This window comes from Martinezella rhizogenes, assembly GCF_007002745.1.
GTDB classification, from domain to species: Bacteria; Pseudomonadota; Alphaproteobacteria; order Rhizobiales; family Rhizobiaceae; genus Agrobacterium; species Agrobacterium cucumeris.
Genome location: NZ_SGNY01000007.1, coordinates 139,642 through 158,856, shown reverse-complemented (window position 1 = coordinate 158,856; position 19,215 = coordinate 139,642). Strand labels below are relative to the sequence as shown.

The 19,215-nt window shown below is 60.4% G+C and carries 18 protein-coding genes; 6 read left to right on the top strand and 12 right to left on the bottom strand.

The window, feature by feature from the left end:
• Positions 1 to 19: 19 nt before the first annotated feature.
• From EXN68_RS19945 to EXN68_RS19930, 4 genes are all read right to left on the bottom strand, one after another.
• Positions 20 to 967, bottom strand: a complete 948-nt coding sequence (locus EXN68_RS19945) for an ABC transporter permease (protein WP_065116281.1) — start codon at positions 965 to 967, stop codon at positions 20 to 22.
• On the bottom strand, positions 964 to 1,905 hold the full coding sequence (locus tag EXN68_RS19940; protein ID WP_142842503.1) for an ABC transporter permease: 942 nt from the start codon (positions 1,903 to 1,905) through the stop codon (positions 964 to 966). Before EXN68_RS19940 ends, EXN68_RS19945 begins: the two co-directional genes overlap by 4 nt.
• Complete coding sequence (locus EXN68_RS19935) at positions 1,902 to 3,365, bottom strand: ATP-binding cassette domain-containing protein (RefSeq protein ID WP_142842502.1); 1,464 nt, start codon at positions 3,363 to 3,365, stop codon at positions 1,902 to 1,904. Before EXN68_RS19935 ends, EXN68_RS19940 begins: the two co-directional genes overlap by 4 nt.
• A gap of 97 nt (positions 3,366 to 3,462) precedes the next feature.
• Positions 3,463 to 4,476 (bottom strand): ABC transporter substrate-binding protein, encoded by a 1,014-nt coding sequence (locus EXN68_RS19930; protein ID WP_065116284.1) that lies wholly within the window; start codon positions 4,474 to 4,476, stop codon positions 3,463 to 3,465.
• A 302-nt stretch (positions 4,477 to 4,778) separates the two neighbouring features.
• On the opposite strand from EXN68_RS19930, the gene EXN68_RS19920 reads away from it, so the two are divergent.
• Together EXN68_RS19920 and EXN68_RS19915 are read left to right on the top strand one after the other, a co-directional pair.
• Positions 4,779 to 6,014, top strand: coding sequence for a GAF domain-containing sensor histidine kinase (locus tag EXN68_RS19920; RefSeq protein ID WP_142842501.1), 1,236 nt, complete (start codon positions 4,779 to 4,781; stop codon positions 6,012 to 6,014).
• A 1-nt stretch (position 6,015) separates the two neighbouring features.
• Entirely contained in the window at positions 6,016 to 6,738 is a 723-nt protein-coding gene (locus tag EXN68_RS19915; RefSeq protein ID WP_065116286.1) for a response regulator transcription factor, read from the top strand.
• A 3-nt stretch (positions 6,739 to 6,741) separates the two neighbouring features.
• Here the strand turns inward: EXN68_RS19915 and EXN68_RS19910 are convergent, their stop codons facing one another.
• A complete protein-coding gene (locus tag EXN68_RS19910; RefSeq protein ID WP_142842500.1) occupies positions 6,742 to 7,758 on the bottom strand; it encodes a DNA topoisomerase IB in 1,017 nt (338 codons plus the stop codon).
• 102 nt (positions 7,759 to 7,860) lie between these two features.
• Positions 7,861 to 9,087: a PQQ-dependent sugar dehydrogenase gene (locus EXN68_RS19905; protein WP_142842499.1), complete on the bottom strand. Its 1,227-nt coding sequence runs from the start codon at positions 9,085 to 9,087 to the stop codon at positions 7,861 to 7,863.
• 183 nt (positions 9,088 to 9,270) lie between these two features.
• On the opposite strand from EXN68_RS19905, the gene EXN68_RS19900 reads away from it, so the two are divergent.
• Positions 9,271 to 9,456: a hypothetical protein gene (locus EXN68_RS19900; protein WP_065116289.1), complete on the top strand. Its 186-nt coding sequence runs from the start codon at positions 9,271 to 9,273 to the stop codon at positions 9,454 to 9,456.
• Here the strand turns inward: EXN68_RS19900 and EXN68_RS19895 are convergent, their stop codons facing one another.
• The 3 genes from EXN68_RS19895 to EXN68_RS19885 are packed head-to-tail and all read right to left on the bottom strand — an operon-like array spanning position 9,457 to position 11,389.
• Positions 9,457 to 10,083: a class I SAM-dependent methyltransferase gene (locus EXN68_RS19895; RefSeq protein WP_142842498.1), complete on the bottom strand. Its 627-nt coding sequence runs from the start codon at positions 10,081 to 10,083 to the stop codon at positions 9,457 to 9,459.
• Positions 10,084 to 10,091: 8 nt separating this feature from the next.
• Positions 10,092 to 10,760, bottom strand: a complete 669-nt coding sequence (locus EXN68_RS19890; RefSeq protein ID WP_142842497.1) for a pseudouridine synthase — start codon at positions 10,758 to 10,760, stop codon at positions 10,092 to 10,094.
• Between the two features lie 41 nt (positions 10,761 to 10,801).
• Positions 10,802 to 11,389 (bottom strand): IMPACT family protein, encoded by a 588-nt coding sequence (locus EXN68_RS19885; protein ID WP_142842496.1) that lies wholly within the window; start codon positions 11,387 to 11,389, stop codon positions 10,802 to 10,804.
• A 52-nt stretch (positions 11,390 to 11,441) separates the two neighbouring features.
• Between EXN68_RS19885 and EXN68_RS19880 the strand changes: the two genes are divergently transcribed.
• A complete protein-coding gene (locus EXN68_RS19880) occupies positions 11,442 to 12,686 on the top strand; it encodes a TIGR03862 family flavoprotein (protein ID WP_161991402.1) in 1,245 nt (414 codons plus the stop codon).
• On the opposite strand, the gene EXN68_RS19875 is transcribed toward EXN68_RS19880, so the two are convergent.
• The 3 genes from EXN68_RS19875 to EXN68_RS19865 all read right to left on the bottom strand — a co-directional run bounded on the left by EXN68_RS19875 (position 12,678) and on the right by EXN68_RS19865 (position 15,846).
• Positions 12,678 to 13,739, bottom strand: coding sequence for a quaternary amine ABC transporter ATP-binding protein (locus EXN68_RS19875; protein WP_142842494.1), 1,062 nt, complete (start codon positions 13,737 to 13,739; stop codon positions 12,678 to 12,680). The genes EXN68_RS19880 and EXN68_RS19875 overlap by 9 nt on opposite strands.
• Positions 13,732 to 14,619 (bottom strand): ABC transporter permease, encoded by an 888-nt coding sequence (locus EXN68_RS19870; protein ID WP_142842493.1) that lies wholly within the window; start codon positions 14,617 to 14,619, stop codon positions 13,732 to 13,734. Before EXN68_RS19870 ends, EXN68_RS19875 begins: the two co-directional genes overlap by 8 nt.
• A gap of 228 nt (positions 14,620 to 14,847) precedes the next feature.
• Positions 14,848 to 15,846, bottom strand: coding sequence for an ABC transporter substrate-binding protein (locus EXN68_RS19865; RefSeq protein WP_142842492.1), 999 nt, complete (start codon positions 15,844 to 15,846; stop codon positions 14,848 to 14,850).
• Between EXN68_RS19865 and EXN68_RS19860 the strand changes: the two genes are divergently transcribed.
• Positions 15,746 to 16,087 carry a hypothetical protein gene (locus EXN68_RS19860; RefSeq protein WP_193559539.1) on the top strand — a complete coding sequence of 114 codons (342 nt, stop codon included), beginning with the start codon at positions 15,746 to 15,748 and terminating at the stop codon, positions 16,085 to 16,087. The genes EXN68_RS19865 and EXN68_RS19860 overlap by 101 nt on opposite strands.
• A 133-nt stretch (positions 16,088 to 16,220) precedes the next feature.
• Positions 16,221 to 19,196: a PAS domain S-box protein gene (locus EXN68_RS19855; protein WP_142842490.1), complete on the top strand. Its 2,976-nt coding sequence runs from the start codon at positions 16,221 to 16,223 to the stop codon at positions 19,194 to 19,196.
• Positions 19,197 to 19,215 lie beyond the last annotated feature (19 nt).

The window sequence follows — 19,215 nt, the reverse complement described above, 5'->3', positions numbered from 1 at the left end:
GTGGGCTTGTTGTTTGGGGTCAGCGCGTGGCCTTGGGGCCGCTTGCCAGAAGAATGACTGAAATGATGATGAGGCCGGTGAGGATGAGGCGGATGCCGGCGCCGAAACCATAGGTATTCAGCATCGAAACCACCAGGAACATGAAGAGCGAGGCGCCCCAGATGCCGGGCACGTTGGAATCCCCACCCGCCACCGCCGTTCCGCCGATGACGACCACGGCGATCGACATCAGCAGATATTCCGAACCCATGTTGAGCGCAGCACCGCCGGAGAAGCTGGCGAGAAGATAACCGGCAATCGCCGCCAGCACCGCGCAAAGCACATAGGTGACGAAACGGGTGCCATCCACCGGAATGCCGGTCATGCGGGCGGCAAAGGTGCTCTGGCCGATCGCGGAAATCCAGCGCCCATAGAAAGTGCGATCTAGCAGCAGCCAGGCGACGACCGAGAGCAGCAACGCGACAAGTGCGACGTTCGGAATGCCGAAAGAGCTTGATATCGCGAATGTCGCCAGTGTCTCAGGCGGCTTGATACGCAGACCGCGGTTCGACCAGATGGCGATGGATTGCACGATGAAGCTCATCGATAGCGTCGCGATGATCGGCGGGATGCGCAAGAGCTTGATCAGCGCATAATTGCCGATGCCGATGGCGATGCCGATCAGGATGGCGATCAGCAGTCCGGGCAGAATGAGACCATCGGACACATCCATGAATTTCAGCGCCAGCGTGCCTGACAGCGTCATTGTCGCGGGTACGCAGAGGTCGATATTGCCCGGCCCGAGCGTGATGACGAACATCTGGCCGATGCCGACGATGACGGAAAAGGCCGCGAAGGTGAGTGCTGCATGCGACAGGCCGAAGGAACTTGCGCCGCCGGTGAAGAGCACGGTGATGATCCACACCGCAGCCGTTGCGGCGAAAGACCAGATCCATGGTTTTTTCGTGAGGGATGACAGCCCGTTCATTGATTTTTCTCCCGCTTTTCAAGACGGTTGAGCAGGATGCGCAAGGCAAGCACGATGATGAGGATCGCGCCCTGCGCGCCGATCTGCCAGTCCGGCGAAATGCGCATGAAGGACAGGAAAGAGCCGGCAAGCGTCAGCGTCAGCGCGCCGATGACAGCGCCGATGGGCGACACCCTTCCGCCGACAAATTCACCGCCGCCGAGGATCACGCCGGCAATCGACAGCAGCGTGTAACGCAGGGCGATATTGGCGTCAGCCGCGGTCGTCAGTCCGACAAGGGCGATGCCCGACAGCACCGCGAAGAAACCGGCCAGCGCAAAGGTGGCGGCGCGGATGCCGACCACCGACCAGCCAGAACGCTCGACGGAGCGGAAATTGCCGCCGACGCCACGCATCAAAACGCCGAAGGAGGAGCGCATGACGATGTAATGCGCGACGACCGCGATCAGGATGCTGGCGACGATGGCGATCGGCACCAGCGGTGGTTTGGCTGTCATCAGTGCCCGAATGAAGGCGGGGGCCTGACCACCAGGAGAGGGCAGAATGAGCACGGCCAGACCGCCCCAGACGAAGCTCATGCCGAGTGTGACGACGATGGAGGGCAGGGCACGGATATGGATGATGGCCCCGAGTGCGGCATAAACCGCAATCGCGCCGGCAAAGATCGCGATCCCCAGCAGTGGCGTCGTCTGCAGGAAGGTGGCGGTGACGCAGGCGCAGAAACTGACGAAGGTGCCCATCGACAGGTCAAGATCGTTGACCGACATGATCAGCATCTGCGCAATGGTGGCAAGTGCGATCGGCACCGCCAGATTGAACAGCAGGTTCATGCCGGTATAGCTCATGGCGCGCGGCTGCATGTAAAAGACGGCAGCAAGCAGGAAGGCGAGCGAGGCGGCGGGAATGATGAGGCGGAGTGCGTTTGCCGAGAGTTTCATGCGTGGTCCTCGCCGGCAAAGGAGGCGGCCAGCACATTCTGCTCGGTAATGTCATCGCCAACGAGTTCCGCCTGAATGGCGCCGTCGCGGAACACATAGACCCGGTCGCAAAGGCGGATTTCATCCATTTCGGTGGAATACCAGATGAAGGTGCGGCCGTGGGAAGCTTCGGTTCTCAAGATGTCATAGACCTCCTGTTTGGTGCCGATATCGACGCCGCGCATCGGGTCGTCCATCAAAACCGTGCTGGCGGTGGTGGCGAGCGCACGGGCGAAAAGCACCTTTTGCTGGTTGCCGCCGGAGAGCGAGAGGATCTTGTTGCCCATATCGGGCGTGCGGATTTCGATACGCTGTTTCCACTGCGCGCCAACCGCCTTTTCCTTGTCCCTGTCCACCATGCCTGCCGATGAAATATCCCTGAGCGAGGCGATGGAAAGGTTCTTCAGGATGCTCCAGAGCGGGAAGGTGCCGTTCAGACTGCGGTCGCCCGCCACGAAGGCGATATCGGTCTTTCGCGACGGCAGCCAGCTGTTGTTCTGCGCGAGATAAAGATCGAGCAATGCTTCAGTCTGGCCGTGGCCGCCGAGGCCGGCAAGGCCGATGATCTCGCCGCGAAAGGCCTCAAAGGCGAGGCCTTCGCCGCGCCGCGCCGGCATGGAGAGCACTTTTTCGCCTGCCTTGCGGCTTTCTCCCCGCCGCCTGTCCTGTTCCTTTACGACGCTGCCCATGGCTTCGACCAGCGAGCGCGTAGTGAATTCCTCAGCCTTCCGATCGGCCACAACCCGGCCATCCTTCATGACGACGATGCGGGTGGCGGTCGAGAGAATTTCCCCGAGAATATGCGAGATCAGCAGGACGGAGCCGCCCTCACGCACGAAACGGCGGACATAATCCATTAACTGCTCGGCAAGGCCGGCATCGAGCGAAGACGTCGGCTCATCGAGGATCACCAGTCTTGGCGCCTCCGGGGTCCGGCAGAAATTGATGGCGATTTCCACCATCTGCCGTTCGGCGATGGACAATTCGGAAATCGTCAGCTCGCAATCGATGCCATGGCCGGGGAAAATTTCGTCCAATGTCTGCCGAATCGTCGTCAGCGCACGGCCGCGCCAGTTCCGGCCGCCGATTGCGGCATGCATGATGCGGACATTTTCGCTGATCGTGAGGTTTGGGCAGAGCGACAGTTCCTGAAACACGCAGCGCACGCCGCTGGCGCGGGCGGCGGCGATGCCATGCCGGCCTTGCTCGCCGCGATAGGAAACGGAACCTTCATGTGGCGTCAGCCCGCCATTGATGACGTTGACGATGGTGGATTTTCCCGCGCCATTATGGCCGACGAGCCCGAGGCATTCCCCGGCACGGATGATGAGATCGGCTCCATCCAGCGCGCGCACGGCGCCGAACACGACCTTGACGCCGCGTGCGGCGACGACCTCTTCCGCCTCGATGATGTCATTCATGAGCAATTACGCCAGTGATGTGAAAATCGGATAATATCGGTAGTTGCCGCGACACCCGTTTCGGAGCGCCGCAGCTATCTGTTGTGAACCGGCTCGCCTATTTGGCGGCGATGGCCTTCTGTGCGTCCGCCTGCGAATATTCGACATTCGCCACGCCGCCCTTCTGGGTAGTCTTGAGGTTTTCCTCAAGATTGGCCTGGTCGATGCGCAGGAATGGAACGGTCAGATCCTTCTTCACATCCTTGCCGTCGAGGATTTGCTGCGCCACCCAGAAAGCCAGCGTCGAAACGCCGGGGGCGATGGAGACGGACATGGTCTCGTAACCGCTGGCATCCTTCTGCTGTTTCCACCATTGCAGCTCGTCTTCGCGGTTGCCCATCACGATGGTCGGCGTCGGGCGCTTGGCGGCGGCGAAAGCCTGTGCGGCACCGTAGCCGTCACCACCCTGCGTCACCACCGCGGCAACTTCGGGAAGGCTTGGCAGGATACCGGCAACGGCGCGCTGCGCGACATCCTGTGCCCAGTCGCCATTCACCGAACCGACGATCTTGAACTGCGGGTTCTTGGCGACACCGGCGGCGATGCCGGCATGGATTTCGTCATCCACCGAAACGCCGGCAAGGCCGCGAATTTCGAGCAGATTGCCACCCTTCGGCATGGCCTTGGCCAGATAGTCGATCTGGCTTTCACCCATCGCCTTGAAATCCACCGCGATACGCCATGCGCAGGGTTCGGTGACGATGCCGTCGAAGGAAACGACGGTAATGCCGGCATCACAGGCTTCCTTCACCGCGCCATTGAGGGCAGTCGGCGAAGCGGCGTTGATGACGATGGCGTCATAACCCTGCAAAATGAGGTTCTGGATTTGCGCCGCCTGTTCGGTCGCCTGGTTTTCGGCGGTCGTGAAGGCGTCGGCCGCCGCGACCTGCTTGTCGGCAACAGCCTGTTTGGTGATCTTGTCCCAGCTGGTCAGCATCGCCTGACGCCAGGAATTGCCTGCGTAATTGTTCGAAAGTGCGATTTTTTTGGCCGACGTATCGGCATGAGCGGTGATCGGCAAGGCTGCGCACGCGACAGCGGCCGACGCCAGAAGCATCTTTCTGAAAGCCATTGATTTTCCTCCCTGGTGGCTTGCCCTTTCGGGGCCGGAACCCTCACCCGCCGCAAATCTCCTCGGCAGCAGACGAAATCCCGTTGCACTGGAGCTCCGTTCCCCAGTACAAGCGAGAATGACCAAGAAGATTTGGCTTGTATAGGCGGATCACGGCAATCTTCCTGCGGGTTTCCGCAGAAAGCATGCGGGAACCCGCAGGACGAAACGGCCTTGCCCGGCGCAGAATGGATGATGCGGCGTTCTGACGGGTCATGTCAGCCGCAATGGTCGAAGGCAGGCGCTTGGGAGGGCGTCCGCACATGCTGGATACGCCGAAAAGCGCGCTCTTTCACCACTATATGGGCATTTCTCGGCTGCTTGCCGGGCAGCTGGAATTCAATGCCATCATTCAGGCGGTTGCGACAGAGATCAGCCATATCATCCCGCATGACCATATGGATGTCTGCATCAAGCAGCTGGATGACAAATACCATATTGCCTATGAGAGCGGTCTGGTCAGCGCCTGGAGCCGGCAGCCGCCCGCCCTTCTGACCGGCAGCCCGATCCGGTCCCTGCTGTCAGGTGCGGTCGAATATCTTTTGAGCGGCGATGCCTGCGCCGATCCGCGCTTTCATTTCGAAGGATCGTTTTCAAGCCCGATCATCGAACTTGGCCTGCATAGCCGCCTGCATGTGCCGATGAAGGTGCATGGCGATATCATCGGCGCGCTCAGCTGTTCCTCACATCAGTCGGATGCCTATACGGTGGAGGATGTCGCCAATGCCCGCGCGGTTGCGGATTTGCTGGCGCCCTATTTCTACGCCATCCGCGCCGCCGAGCAGGCGAAAAGGTCTGCCATCGAGGAGGCGCGCGCCAATGCCCGCGAAGAGGGCCTGCGGCTGGGCGCCCTGCAATTGACCGAGGCGCTGGAGGCCGAGCGGCAGCGCATCGGCATGGATCTGCACGACCAGACGCTGGCGGATCTCACACGACTGGCGCGGCGTATCGAACGCATGAGCCATGCCGCCGACGTTTCGGGCGAGATGCTGGAGCCGGTGGTACGCAGCCTGCAGCACTGCATGCAGGATCTGCGCGAGATCATCGAGGAGGCGAAACCCTCCATCCTGCAATTGTTCGGTGTCGTGCAGGCCATCGAGACCTATGTCGACCGCTCCGTTCGTGACAGCGGATATGTGATTGAATGGTCGGTAACCGATAAGACCGACGGGCTGGTGGAAACGCTCGACAAGACGGTGGCCATCTCGCTGTTCCGCATCGTGCAGGAGGCGGTGAACAATGCCATTCGCCATGCGCAGCCGGAAACCATTGCCGTGACGCTCTCCTCCGTCGATGGCGGGTTGCGGGTGACTGTCAGTGATGACGGCAGTGGCGGCGGTGGCGGCGGGGCGTGCGGCGGTCTCGGCATCGGCAACATGAAAACGCGGGCGCGGCTGATTTCGGCGCGGTTCGATATTGGCGGCAACGGCGCGGGAGCCGGAACCCGCATTACCGTGACGCTGCCGGAAAGCGCTTTCGACCGGCGGGAGGATGTGTGACATGGACGTGCTGATCGTTGAAGACGATGCGCTGCACCGCGCCTATCTCAATGAGGCCGTGCGTGCCGCCCTGCCGGAGTGCGACAAGGTGCTGGAAGCGTCCAACGGCAGAACCGGCGAAAAGCTGGCGCGGGAGAACCGGGCCGCCCATATCGTCATGGATTTGCAGATGAACGAGCGCAACGGCATCGAGGCGGCGCGCACCATCTGGAAGGAAAGGCCGGATACCCGCATCCTGTTCTGGTCCAACTATTCCGACGAGGCCTATGTGCGCGGTGTTTCCCGCATCGTGCCCGAAGGGGCGGCCTATGGCTACGTGCTGAAGTCGGCCTCCGATGATCGTCTGCGGCTGGCGCTGCGCAGCATCTTCATCGAGGCGCAATGCGTGATCGACCGGGAAGTGCGCGGCCTGCAGGAAAAGAGCCTCGGCAAGGCGCATGGCTTTACCGATTCCGAATATGAAATCCTTGTCGATGTCGCGCTCGGCCTCACCGACAAGGCGATTGCGCGCCGTCGCAACCTGTCGCTGCGCAGCGTGCAGAACCGGCTGCAAAGCCTCTATGAAAAGCTGAACGTGCATCAGGCGCCGGGTGATGATGATGCGGAAGGCCGGTATAATCTTCGAACCCGCGCCGTCACGGTGGCCTTCCTGCGCAAGCTTTTGAATTACAGCGCGCTGGAAAGGGCCGAGCGGGAACTGGCGGAGTGGGCGGGTAGCCGCTGAGCCTCACGGCAGGAAGGCAAGCAGCCGTCTTTCATCCGCCCTGAGGCCGGAGACGGGCTTTGCCCCGACTTTCAAAATGCGGCCAAGCTTTTTCTGTGCCTTTTCCTCCGTCGCAATTTCGAGCACGGCAGGGTGCACGTAACTCTTGCGGCAGATGGCGGGGGTATTGGAAAGCTCAGTCGCCGCTGCCTGACACATGCCCTTTATGCTTGGTTTTTCCCCTGCCGCCACATGCTCCATCGCATCGCAGAAGGCTGCAAGCGTACCGCCCCAGGTGCGGAAGGTCTTGGCGGAAATACCGGCTCCGCCGGTGCGGGAAAGGTAAGCGTTGAGATCGCTGGAATCGACCGAATGCACCCGGTTTTCGCTATCCTGCCAGACGAAGAGCTCCTTGCCGGGCAGATCGGCGATTTCCTCGAGGATTTTCTGAAGGCGAGGGTGGCGCAATTGCCGCTTCACTTTTTGCCCGCCCTTGGCGGCGAAGCGCAATTCGATGGTTTCGCCGAAGGACACATGACGTTTGAGCAGGGTCGTCGCGCCATAGGTGCCGTTGGTTTCGAGATAGGAGCGGTTGCCGACGCGCAGATAGGCGGCGTCAAGAAGGAGGGTGAGCGCTGCCAGCGTCATGTCCTCCCCATGGTCCTGCTTGCCAATATCGGCCATTGCGCGGCGACGAATGGCGGGCAACGCCTTGCCGAAACTCTTGAGCTGGAAGAATTTCGTCTCACCACGCAGCGCATGCCAGTCGGGATGATACCGATATTGTTTTCGCCCACGCGCATCAAAGCCGGTGGCCTGTAAATGCCCTGATGGATCAATGCATATCCACACGTCCCGGTAGGCTGGCGGCACGCCAAGCGATTTGATGCGCTTCAGTTCGATGCCGTCGGAGAGGAGTTCGCCGCCCGGCAGCCGGTAGCAGAAGCCGCGCCCGCGCCTTTCGCGGGCTATCCCCGGTTCCTGATCATTGACATAGGCAAGTCCGATTTTGGCAAGAAGGCGGGTGGGCGTTTGTGGCATGGTTTTTTCCGGCAGGTTTCACGCTGCGGCAAACGAAAAACAGGCCGCCTTCGTTCCGGCGGCCTGTTGCTTTGATCATCAGTTTTTGCAGCCGATCGTTTTTCAGCTGGCTTTGGCAATCCGGAGAATCTGCGAGTTGCCGCCCCGCTGTTCGGTTACGGCATAAACTGCGCCATCCGGCCCGATCTTGACGTCGCGGATGCGCGCTTCAAGCGGTAGCCGGCTTTCGGTCGCGACCTTGTCGCCATCGATATGCAGGATGACGAGACCCTGGCTCACCAGACCACCGACAATGAAGGCGCCCTTCCATTCGGGAATCTGGTCGCCGCCATAATAGGCCATGCCGGAAGGGCCGATGACCGGGTCCCAATAATAGACCGGCTGTTCCATGCCTTCCTTGGCGGTGGCGCCTTCGCCAACCGACCGGCCGCTATATTCGACGCCATAGGTGATGACCGGCCAGCCGTAATTGAGGCCCGCTTTCGGCATGTTCAGCTCATCGCCGCCCTTCGGGCCATGTTCCACGGTCCAGAGCCTGCCCTCTCCATCAAGTGCTGCGGCCTGCAGGTTGCGGTGGCCATAGCTCCAGATTTCCGGCAGCGCATTCTGCTGGCCGGCGAAGGGGTTGCCCTCAAAAGCCTTGCCTTCGGCATCAATGCGGAAGACCTTGCCAAGACCACTCGACAGATCCTGCGCCTGAACGCGCGGTGTCGCATCCGAACGTTCGCCGACGGTGACGTAAAGTTCGTTGTCAGGGCCGAAGACGAGGCGGGAGCCGAAATGCTTGTCGCCGTCATAGGTGGGCATCTGGCGGAAAATCACCGAGACATCTTCGAGTTTTGCCGCACCGCCATCTTCGGTCAGCTTGGCTGAGGCGACGGAGGTGCCGTTGCCGCCATCCCGTGGTTCGGAGAAGGAAAAGAAGATTTTACGCGATGTCTCGAAATCGGGAGCCAGCGCGATGTCGAGGAGACCACCCTGTCCAGCGGATGCCACCTCAGGCACACCCTCTATCGCGGGGCCTGCCTTGCCATCAGCGACGATATGCATGGCGCCTTCCTTGGCGGCGACGATCATGCGGCCATCGGGCAGGAATTCCATCGACCAGAGATGCGGCAGGCCCTCGGCGACAACGGTTTTTTCAACGTTTGGCTGGGCGTCAGCCTGCGGCGCGCGCGTCTGGCCCTCGAAAGCCGGCTTCTGATCCGGCGCATTGGCCCGTTTCGTCTCGGCAGCCGGGGCGGTCTGTGCATGGGCAGCGCCGGCAAGTGGCACGGCAAGCAGCGCACATAAGATCGTCGAACTCAGAAATCGGTTGTTGTGGAACATGGGTCTCCCTTCCTTCGTTTACGTCAGGCAGAGAACCATTTGGGGAGGATTTCGTTTCCTGCGAGAGTTTCAAGAAAACTTGATGAGGTCGTGTACCGTCGCACGCCCTTTTCTCATCCATGCGAATTCATAGGGAACCGGAAGCCCGCCGTCACGTTTGGCCTCTGTCAGACGGAGGACGCCATGCAAATCATCGACAACAAGACAATAAACGGGAACAGAACCAAGCCAATCCTGAACGTCGCGGAATTCTGCCGCCGTTACCGGCTGGACAAGGCAGAGGAGACGAGGCTCAGAAAGCTGTTCGGTGAGTTCGCCTCGCGGCACGAGCTTTTGATGAATGCGCAGCGCAAGCCGAGCTTCCGCTGATCATTCCTCGGGATCGAGAGATTTTCCGAAGATCATGAAGACATCATAACGGGTATTCTTGCCCATTATCTGATGCGACGGCTTGCGAATGCCCGGCATCGGATCGGCGCGCAGCGGCCATTTCAGAACCACCCGCTTCGTTGCATGTTCAAGCGCCGCCTCCATCAGTTCCACCTGATCGGGATCGGAACCCACCAGTTCTCTCAGCACCCGCATCTCTTTTTTCACCAGCGCCGTGTTGTGGCGCGGCGGATGCATGGGATCGACGATCACCACCTCGGGTGACAGTTCTTGCAACAGCTGGCGTGAATCGCCCTGCAGTAGCGTCATGCGTGCTGCTGCCTCGGCATAGGCGCCGCCTGCCTCCAATACGCGGCGAATGCCGTCCGCCAGATGGGCGTGCATGCCCGGTGAGCGTTCAATGAGGGTAACCTCCGCCCCGAGCGAGGCAAGCAGGAAGGCATCTCGCCCTAGCCCCGCCGTGGCATCGACGATTTTTGGCGTGCGGCCCTTGGTAAAACCGGCGGCTTTGGGCAGGGCCTGCCCGCGCCCCTCGCCGGAGCGGAAACGGTGCCCGACCGCGCCGCCGACAAAATCCACCACGAAGCTTTCGTCTTGTTCTTTCATCGCAGGCCTCAGAACGGGCAGGGCACGGTATAGGTGACGTCGCGGCCATTGGGGTGACGGAAGCCGATCTCCTGCGCATGCAACATCAGGCGTGGCGCGGCCGCGAGCGCCTCGCCATCGGCATAAAATTCATCGCCGAGGATCGGATGGCCGAGCGCCTTCATATGCACACGCAACTGGTGGGTGCGGCCGGTAAGAGGCGTGAGTGCCAGCCGGGTTGCCGGAAGCGGCAATCGTTCCAGCACCCGCCACAGGCTTTGCGCCGGCTTGCCATTTTCATGGTCCACGCGGTGGCGCGGTTTGTTATCGGGATCGATTGCCAGCGGCAGATCTACCTCGCCTGCTTCATCCGCGACCGTACCCCAGACGACGGCCACATAGGATTTACGCGTCTCACGGTTCTCGAACTGGGCGGCGACTGCCGCGTGTGCCCGCCGGTTCAGCGACATCAGCACGATGCCTGATGTGTCCTTGTCCAGCCGGTTGATCATCAGCGCTTTCGGAAACTGTTTCTGCGCCCGCGTCATCAGGCTATCGAAGAGCGCCGGATCACGCCCGGGCACGGATAGAAGCCCGCTCGGCTTGTCCAGCACCAGCAGATCATCATCCCGGTGGACAATGGTGAGCCAGGGCTCGAGCGGCGGATTGTAAATGGGGTTGGAAAGCTCAGATGACATGGCGCTTCCTTAGCACGAATCTCGCATTCGGACAGGCGTGCTTAGTCGGGAATGTGGAGATTGACGCGCCCGCTGGTCAGGTCGCTTAAAAGCCGGGTGAGCCGTTCGGCTTCCCCGGCCGGAACCGATAGCAGCATATCCGCACCGGTGCCGGTGAAATCCTCCCTCTCCAGCCGCAGGTTCTGCGTGGCGGCAAGGCGGGATTTCACGAGCGCCAGATCGGAAAACGGGCAGCTCAGCGTGGCGCTGACATAGGCGATGACCGGCGAGGTCTCGCCAAGCCGAAGACAGGCCGCCGCCGTGCCGCCATAGGCGCGCATCAGGCCACCGCTGCCGAGCAGTATGCCGCCGAACCAGCGGATGACGAGAACGGCGACATTATCCAGCTGTTGGCCGTCAATGGCCTGAAGGATCGGCTTTCCGGCTGTTCCCGAGGGTTCGCCGTCATCGCTGAAACGATAGGTCTGACCGGTGCGCCATGCCCAGCAATTATGGTTGGCATCAAGGTCCGAATGCGCCACGAGGAAGCTTTTTGCATCTTCCTCGCCGATTATCGGCGCGGCAAAGGCGATGAAGCGGCTTTTCTTGATATCCTGTGAAAAGGTAACGGGGTGGTCGAGCGTGAACATGGCGGTTCAATATCGCATATATTCACATACGGAAATCGGTATAAGGCTCTCAATGGCGAAGATGGTGATGGAGAGGGTTTTGGCAAAGGCGAGGCAGGTCGCGATTGTTGGCGGTGGGCCGGCGGGGCTGATGGCGGCCGAAATGCTCTCGGCCGCAGGCCACACCGTGACAGTGTTCGAGGCGATGCCAACCGTGGCGCGTAAATTGCTGATGGCTGGAAAATCCGGCCTCAACATCACCCATGCCGAAGATTACGACAGTTTCCGCCATCGTTTTGGCGATGCCGAACCGGCGCTGCGCGCCGCTCTCGATGATTTCACGCCTGGCATGCTGCGTGACTGGGCGCATGGGTTGGGGCAGGAGACTTTTGTCGGCACATCGGGCCGGGTGTTCCCAAAGGCCATGAAAGCCTCGCCGTTGCTGCGCGCCTGGCTCGCCCGGCTGGAAGCGCAAGGAGTTACCATCAGGACACGGCATCGCTGGACAGGCTTTTCCGGCGATCAACTGGTTTTTGAGACGTCGGCAGGCGCGGTTGAAGTTAAGGCCGATGCCGTGCTTCTGGCGCTGGGCGGCGCAAGCTGGCCGCGTCTTGGGTCCGATGCCGCATGGGTTCCGGCGCTGGTGGCCAAAGGCGTGGCGTTTTCTCCGTTCCGTCCCGCCAATTGCGGATTCGACGTTGAATGGAGCGATGTCTTCCGCCAGCGTTTTGCCGGTGAGGCGGTGAAATCCACCATAACCATTTCACCGGCCGGAGCATTTCAGGGCGAGTTCGTGATCACGAAACACGGCATTGAGGGTAGCGTGGTTTATGCCCATTCCGCCGCCCTGCGGGACCGGCTGGAACAGGCGGGCAAGGCCTCGCTCACCGTTGATCTTGCCCCCGGACGCACGGTGGAACGCCTTAGCCGGGATCTGGCGAAGCTCGGACGGAAGGAGAGTTTTGCAAACCGCATGCGCAAGGCGGCTGGTCTCTCCGCCGTCAAGGTCGGGCTGCTGCGGGACATCTTTCCCGATATAGCGGCCATGCCGGATGATTTCGTCGCAGCGAGAATGAAACATGCGGAAATACCGCTTCTGAGACCTAGGCCGATCGCCGAGGCGATTTCATCGGCAGGCGGTATCGCCTGGGGTGGCCTCGATGCAAACTACATGCTGCAAAAGCTCCCCGGCATATTTGCTGCCGGGGAAATGCTGGATTGGGAAGCGCCGACCGGCGGTTATCTGCTGACCGCCTGTTTCGCCACCGGCAAGGCGGCGGCGAACGGAATGGCCAGGTGGCTTGAAAGCTCAGCCTGACAGCCGTTCCGCCATCCCCGCTTCCTCGCCAGAGGCAGTCCTGACAAGGCAGCGCATGATGGCATCCGTGGTAACGGAGCCAAGCACCTTGCCGTTTTCCCCCACGACCACAGCGCTGCCGACATTTTCCCGCACGAGGGCGCGTAGGCCTTCTTCAACCGTCATGTCCGCATCGAGCTGAAGCCGCGACTGGCCGGAAAATTCCGGCTGGACAATGGCGCCGAGGCGGATGACCCGGCCGCGATTGACCTCTTCCACGAAGGCCTCGATATAGCTGTCGGCCGGCGACATGACGATTTCGGCCGCCGTGCCCTGCTGGATGATTTCGCCGTCACGCAGAATGGCGATCTTGTCTCCCAGCCGCAGCGCCTCATCGAGATCGTGGGTGATGAAGACCACGGTTTTCTTCAATTCCTTCTGCAACTCCAGCAGTACCGTCTGCATGTCGACGCGAATGAGCGGATCGAGCGCCGAATAGGCTTCGTCCATCAGCAGAATTTCGGCATTGTTGGTCAGCGCCCGGGCGAGACCCACACGCTGCTGCATGCCGCCGGAAAGCTGGTTCGGATAATGGCTGGAAAATCCCTCCAGCCCCACGCGCCGGATCCAGACTTCGGCCCGCTCTTCCCGCTCGCGCTTGTCGATGCCCTGCACTTCAAGACCGTAGACGACATTCTGCAGCACGTTGCGATGTGGCAGGAGGCCGAATTTCTGGAACACCATCGCCGTCTTGTGGCGGCGGAATTCCAGGAGTTCCGCTTCGTTCAGGCGACAGACATCGGTTCCGCCGTAGAGGATTTCGCCGGCTGTCGGGTCGATCAGCCGGTTGACGTGGCGGATCAGCGTCGATTTGCCGGAGCCGGAAAGGCCCATGATGACGGTGATCTGTCCGCCCGGCATGGTGATGTTGATATCACGCAGGCCGAGCACATGGCCATGTTTGGCGTTGAGTTCCGCCTTGGACATGCCGGCTTTGACGGGTTCGACAAAATCTGCCGCCTTGGAGCCGAAAATCTTGTAGAGGCTGCGAATTTCGATCGATTGACTAGCCATGCGCCACTTCCCGGTGTTTTTGCAGGCGAAGGCCATAGGCCTGGCTGATGCGGTCGAAGATGATGGCGATGCCGACAATGGCAAGCCCGTTGAATACGCCGAGCGTGAAATACTGGTTGGCGATGGCCTTCAGCACCGGCTGGCCGAGGCCCTGCACGCCGATCATGGAGGCGATGACGACCATGGCAAGCGCCATCATGATGGTCTGGTTGATACCGGCCATGATGGTGGGCAGCGCCAGCGGCAGCTGCACCTTGAAAAGCTTCTGGCGCTTCGAAGAACCGAAAGCGTCCGCCGCCTCCAGCACGTCACGATCGACCATGCGGATGCCGAGATTGGTGAGCCGGATCATCGGCGGAATGGCGTAGATCACGACGGCGATGACACCGGGCACGCGGCCGATGCCGAGCAGCATGACGACGGGAATGAGATAGACGAAACTCGGCATCGTCTGCATCACGTCAAGAACGGGATTGACCACGTTCTGCAGGCGGTTGGAGCGCGCCATGGCGATGCCGATCGGCAGGCCGATGACGATGGACAGCACGGCGCAGACGAAGATCATCGAAATCGTCTTCATCGTATCTTCCCACATGCCGAACCAGCCGATGGCGAAGAGAATGCCGCAACAGAGGGCAACAATGGTGGCGCTGCGGCTGGCGAACCAAGCGAGCACGCCGACAATAAGAATAACGACCGGCCAGGGTGCGCCGATCAAAAGCCTTTCCGCCCAGATGAGGAAGCTCTGAAGGGGCGTAAATAGCCCCTCTATTGCGCTGCCATAGGTTCGGGTAAATGCCCGGAACCCCTCGTCGATGACTTTTTTCAGCGCACGCAGGGCATCGTCATTCATGGCCGGAAATTTGAAAAGCCATTCCATATCCTGTTCTCCATGACGAACCGGAGGCGGGGATCAATATCCTCTGCGCTCCGGGAGTAAAATCGCCAGAGCGCTGCCCGCATCGTCGGTGACGCCAGGCGGGACGCTCTATTCCTGTGGAACCGGCGCATCGTGCTTTTTTGAGAACCGGCTGGTTTTCAGTCATCGATGTGGTTCGGCGCCGCCTCTGGCGGACGCCGGTTGCCGGGCAGATATGCCGGGCCGACCTTAAAGGGCGGCCTTGACCTTTTGTGCGACTTCAGGAGACACCCAGCCCGTCCAGAGCGCTTCGTTTTCCTTCAGGAATTGCTTGGCACCATCTTCGCCGGTCGCCTGATTGTCGGTCATCCAGGCAATCAGCTTGTTGACGGTAGCGTTGGTCCAGGCGCGCTTGTTCAGATAGTCCATGGCCGGGCCGGCACGGTCGGCAAAAGTCTTGCTGACCAGCGTCTGGACATCGTCCACCTGCCAGGCGTTCGGCTTGGGGTCTGCACAATCGGCAATCGAAGTGCAGCGTTTCCATTCGGCCGCGTCATATTCCGTGCCGAAACCCAGCTTCACCATCTCATATTTGCCGAGCAGCGAGGTTGGCGCCCAATAATAACCGACCCATGGCTGCTTGGCTTCGTAAGCCTTGGCGATGGAGCCGTCGAGACCGGCGGCAGAACCCGTATCGATGAGGGTGAAGCCGGCCTTTTCACCACCGAACGCCTTGAACAATTGCGCGGTGACAACCGTGCCGCCCCAACCCTGCGGGCCGTTATAGACGGCGCCCTTTGCCTTGTCCTCGGGGGAGGGGAAGAGTTCGGGATGCTTGAAGAGGTCTGGAATGGTCTTGAGATCGGGATTGGCGTCGGCCAGATATTTCGGAATCCACCAGCCCTGAACGGCGCCATCCGACAGGATCTTGGCGGCTGCGACAACCTTGCCGCCTTCCAGCCCCTGCTTGACGATTTCCGGCTGCAGGCTGACCCAGGCTTCGGGGGCGATGTCCGGCTGGCCCTTTTCGGCCATGGAGGTCAGGGTTGGTACGGTGTCGCCGGTGACGATTTCGGCGGAACATCCATAGCCATTTTCAAGAATGAATTTATCGAGATTGGCGGCGACTTCGGCGGATTGCCAGTTCATGCTGGCAATGGTCACGTTTCCACAGTCGGCGGCAAAGGCTACGCCGCCTGAAAAGGCGAAGCCGGCGGAAAGTATTGTGGCACCCAAAAGTATTTTCATTGTTGTTCCCTCTGGTCGCGGTGTGGCGAAGACCCGCGTGCAAACGGCACCGCGACCGTCAGCACGCGTATTGAGCGTTAATAATTGCTCTGTTGCCATCCCGTTTGCGGCAATTTCTGGCGTATTGAGGATGGCAATTGTCAATCAATTGCGCGGCAATTGCCTGCTGCGGCGGGTGCAGGTGCAAAATTTGCGACATCGGGCGGCGATGTTCCGCAGCCTTGCCGGATGCACCGGCTGACGTCCTGTAAAAAAATGGAACTTTTCCGAAATTTCGAAAAGCCGGGAACAATAAATGGAAGTTTTTGTTTTCTTGGACTTTTATCCGGTTCTGTATTACGGGAGATTTCCTCTCGGTTTTTGTGGTGATGTGAATGACCAATCTTCGTGCTGCCCCGGTATGGCCGATCGGTGGCGGTGAAACGGGCGAACTTGTGCGCCGCTTCGACTGGTCGAAGACATCGCTCGGGCCTATCTGCGACTGGCCGCAAAATCTGAGGCAAAAAGCCAATTCCGTCGTCAATTCTCCCATTCCGCAGGTGCTGATGTGGGGTGCGGATCATGTGATGATCTATAATGATGGTTATGCGGAGATCGCAGGCAACTATCACCCTCGGGCGCTGGGACAAACCGTGCCTGGCATCTGGCCGGAAATATGGGACTGGAACAGCCGCATTCTGGAAGCCGGCTTTCGCGGCGAGGTCATGGCCTATCGTGACCAGCCAATGACGCTGATGCGCAATGGTCTGCCGGAAGAGGTCATCTTCGACCTGTTTTACACGCCGATCTATAATGAGGGCGGGTCGGTGGACGGTGTTTTATGCACCGTGCTTGAAAACACCGACAAGGTGAAGGCGGTGGAGGCGCTGGAGCAGAGCCGCAAGGAACTGAGCCGGCTTACCAACGCCCTGCCGATCCTGGTGGGATATGTCGATCGCGATTATGTCTATAAATTCGCCAATGACGGTTATCTGGAATGGTTCGGCCGCAGCGCCGACGAGGTGATTGGCCGCAGCGTTCCCGAAATCGTCGGCGAGGCGTTTTTCGAGGCGCGACGGGCCTATCTCGACCGGGCGCTTGCCGGTGAAAAGATCGTTTCCGATACCTCGATCCGCAGGCCGGACGGCACCACCCGCGCCGCTGAAATCCGTTATATTCCGCGCTACATCGCCGATGGCTCGATCGACGGCATCTATGTACTGATCATTGATATCGAGGACCGCAAGCGGTCCGAGCAGGAAATCCTGCTCAGCAACAACCGCTTCCGTGCGGCGGTGGATGCCGTGCATGGCGTGTTGTGGACCAATAGCGCCGATGGCAGGATGCTGGGGGAGCAGCCCGCCTGGGGCGCGCTGACCGGCCAGAGCTTCGAGGAATATCAGGGTGCCGGCTGGGTTGAGGCGGTTCATCCTGACGACCGCGAACATTCGCTCGAAAGCTGGAAAAAGGCGGTTTCCGCCAGGGACACCTATGTGTGGGAACATCGCGTGCGCCGTCATGACGGCGTCTACCGCACCTTTGCGATCCGCGGCGTGCCGATTTTCGACAAGGCCGGCGCCATTGCCGAATGGGTGGGTGTCCACACCGATATTACCGAACAGCGGCGGGCGGAAAATACGCTCAAGGAACATGCCAGCAATCTCGAGCGCGAGATACGCCATCGCATCCGGGCGGAAGAGCAGCTTCGCCAGTTGAACGAAGGCCTCGAAGCCCGCGTCGAAACGGAAATGGCCGAACGTCGCCAGACCGAAAGAGCCTTGCAGCAGGCGCAGAAAATGGAGTCCATCGGCCAGCTGACCGGCGGCGTGGCGCATGATTTCAACAATCTGCTTCAGGTGATTGCGGGCAATCTGCAATTGCTGTCGAAAGATGTGATTGGCAATGAGCGGGCCGAGCGGCGGCTGGAAAACGCGCTTGCCGGCGTCCATCGTGGCGCAAAGCTCGCCAGCCAGCTTCTGGCCTTCGGGCGGCGTCAGGCGCTGGAACCGCGTGTCATCAACATCGCCCGTTTTGTCACTGGCATGGATGATCTGCTGCGTCGTTCACTCGGCGAGGCGATCGAGGTGGAGGTCATCACCTCCGGTGGTCTGTGGAACACCTATGCCGACCCCAACCAGGTGGAAAATGCGCTGCTCAACCTGGCGATCAATGCGCGCGATGCCATGGAAGGGCACGGCAAGCTGACGATCGAGGTCGGCAATGCGGTTCTCGATCGTGATTATGCCCGCAAACATTCGGAGGTTTCGGCGGGTCAATATGTCATGCTCGCCGTCACCGACACCGGCTCCGGCATGTCGCCGGAAATTCTGGAAAAGGTCTTCGAGCCGTTCTTTTCCACCAAACCGGAGGGCAAGGGCACTGGCCTTGGCCTCTCGATGGTCTATGGTTTTGCGAAACAGTCCAGTGGCCACGTCAATATCTACAGTGAGCTGGGGCAGGGCACGACGGTCAAGATGTATCTGCCGCGCTCGGCTGCCGACGAAGACCGTGAAGTGGTGGTGCATACCGGTCCCGTCGAGGGCGGAACGGAAACCATCCTTGTCGTTGAGGATGACGAAGAGGTGCGCAGCACGGTTGTCGAGACGCTGAGCGATCTCGGTTACCGCGTACTCACCGCCCGCGATGCGCAGGCGGGTCTGACGGTGGTGGAAAGTGGCATCCCGATCGATGTCATCTTCACCGATGTGGTGATGCCGGGGCCTTTGAAAAGCCGGGAAATGGCGCGCCGCGCACAGGAACGACTGCCCAATCTCGCCGTTCTCTTTACCTCGGGTTATACGGAAAATTCCATCGTGCATGGTGGCAAGCTGGATGCCGGGGTGGAACTTCTCTCCAAGCCCTATACGCGCGAAGCGCTGGCGCGGCGCATTCGCCACGTCATCGCCAATCGCAAACAGGTTTCGTCGTCAAAGGCACGGGCGGCATCTGCATCGGGTCATTCAAAGCCAGCCGAAGCTGCGCGACCCTCGAAAAATAAAAACAGCGCGATACGCGTCCTTCTGGTCGAGGACGACGAATTGATCCGCATGAATTCGTTGGAGATGCTGTCCGATAGTGGCTTTATCGTCATTGAGGCCGGAAATGCGGCACAGGCGCTGAAGGTGGTCGAGGCGGAACATATTGACGTTCTCGTCACAGATATCGGCCTGCCAGACATGAAGGGTGGCGAACTGGCGGTGGAGGCCCTGCACCGCAAACCAGGCCTGGCCGTGGTTTTTGCGACGGGTGATAGCCATCTGCCCGAAGGTGCGCCGGAAAATGCGGTACTGCTGACCAAGCCCTATGATGAACAGCAGATCATCTCGGCTGTCGAATTGGCCCATGCGGGCGGAACGGTGGCGGCCGAATAGGCCGCCTGTCGTTTTTTGC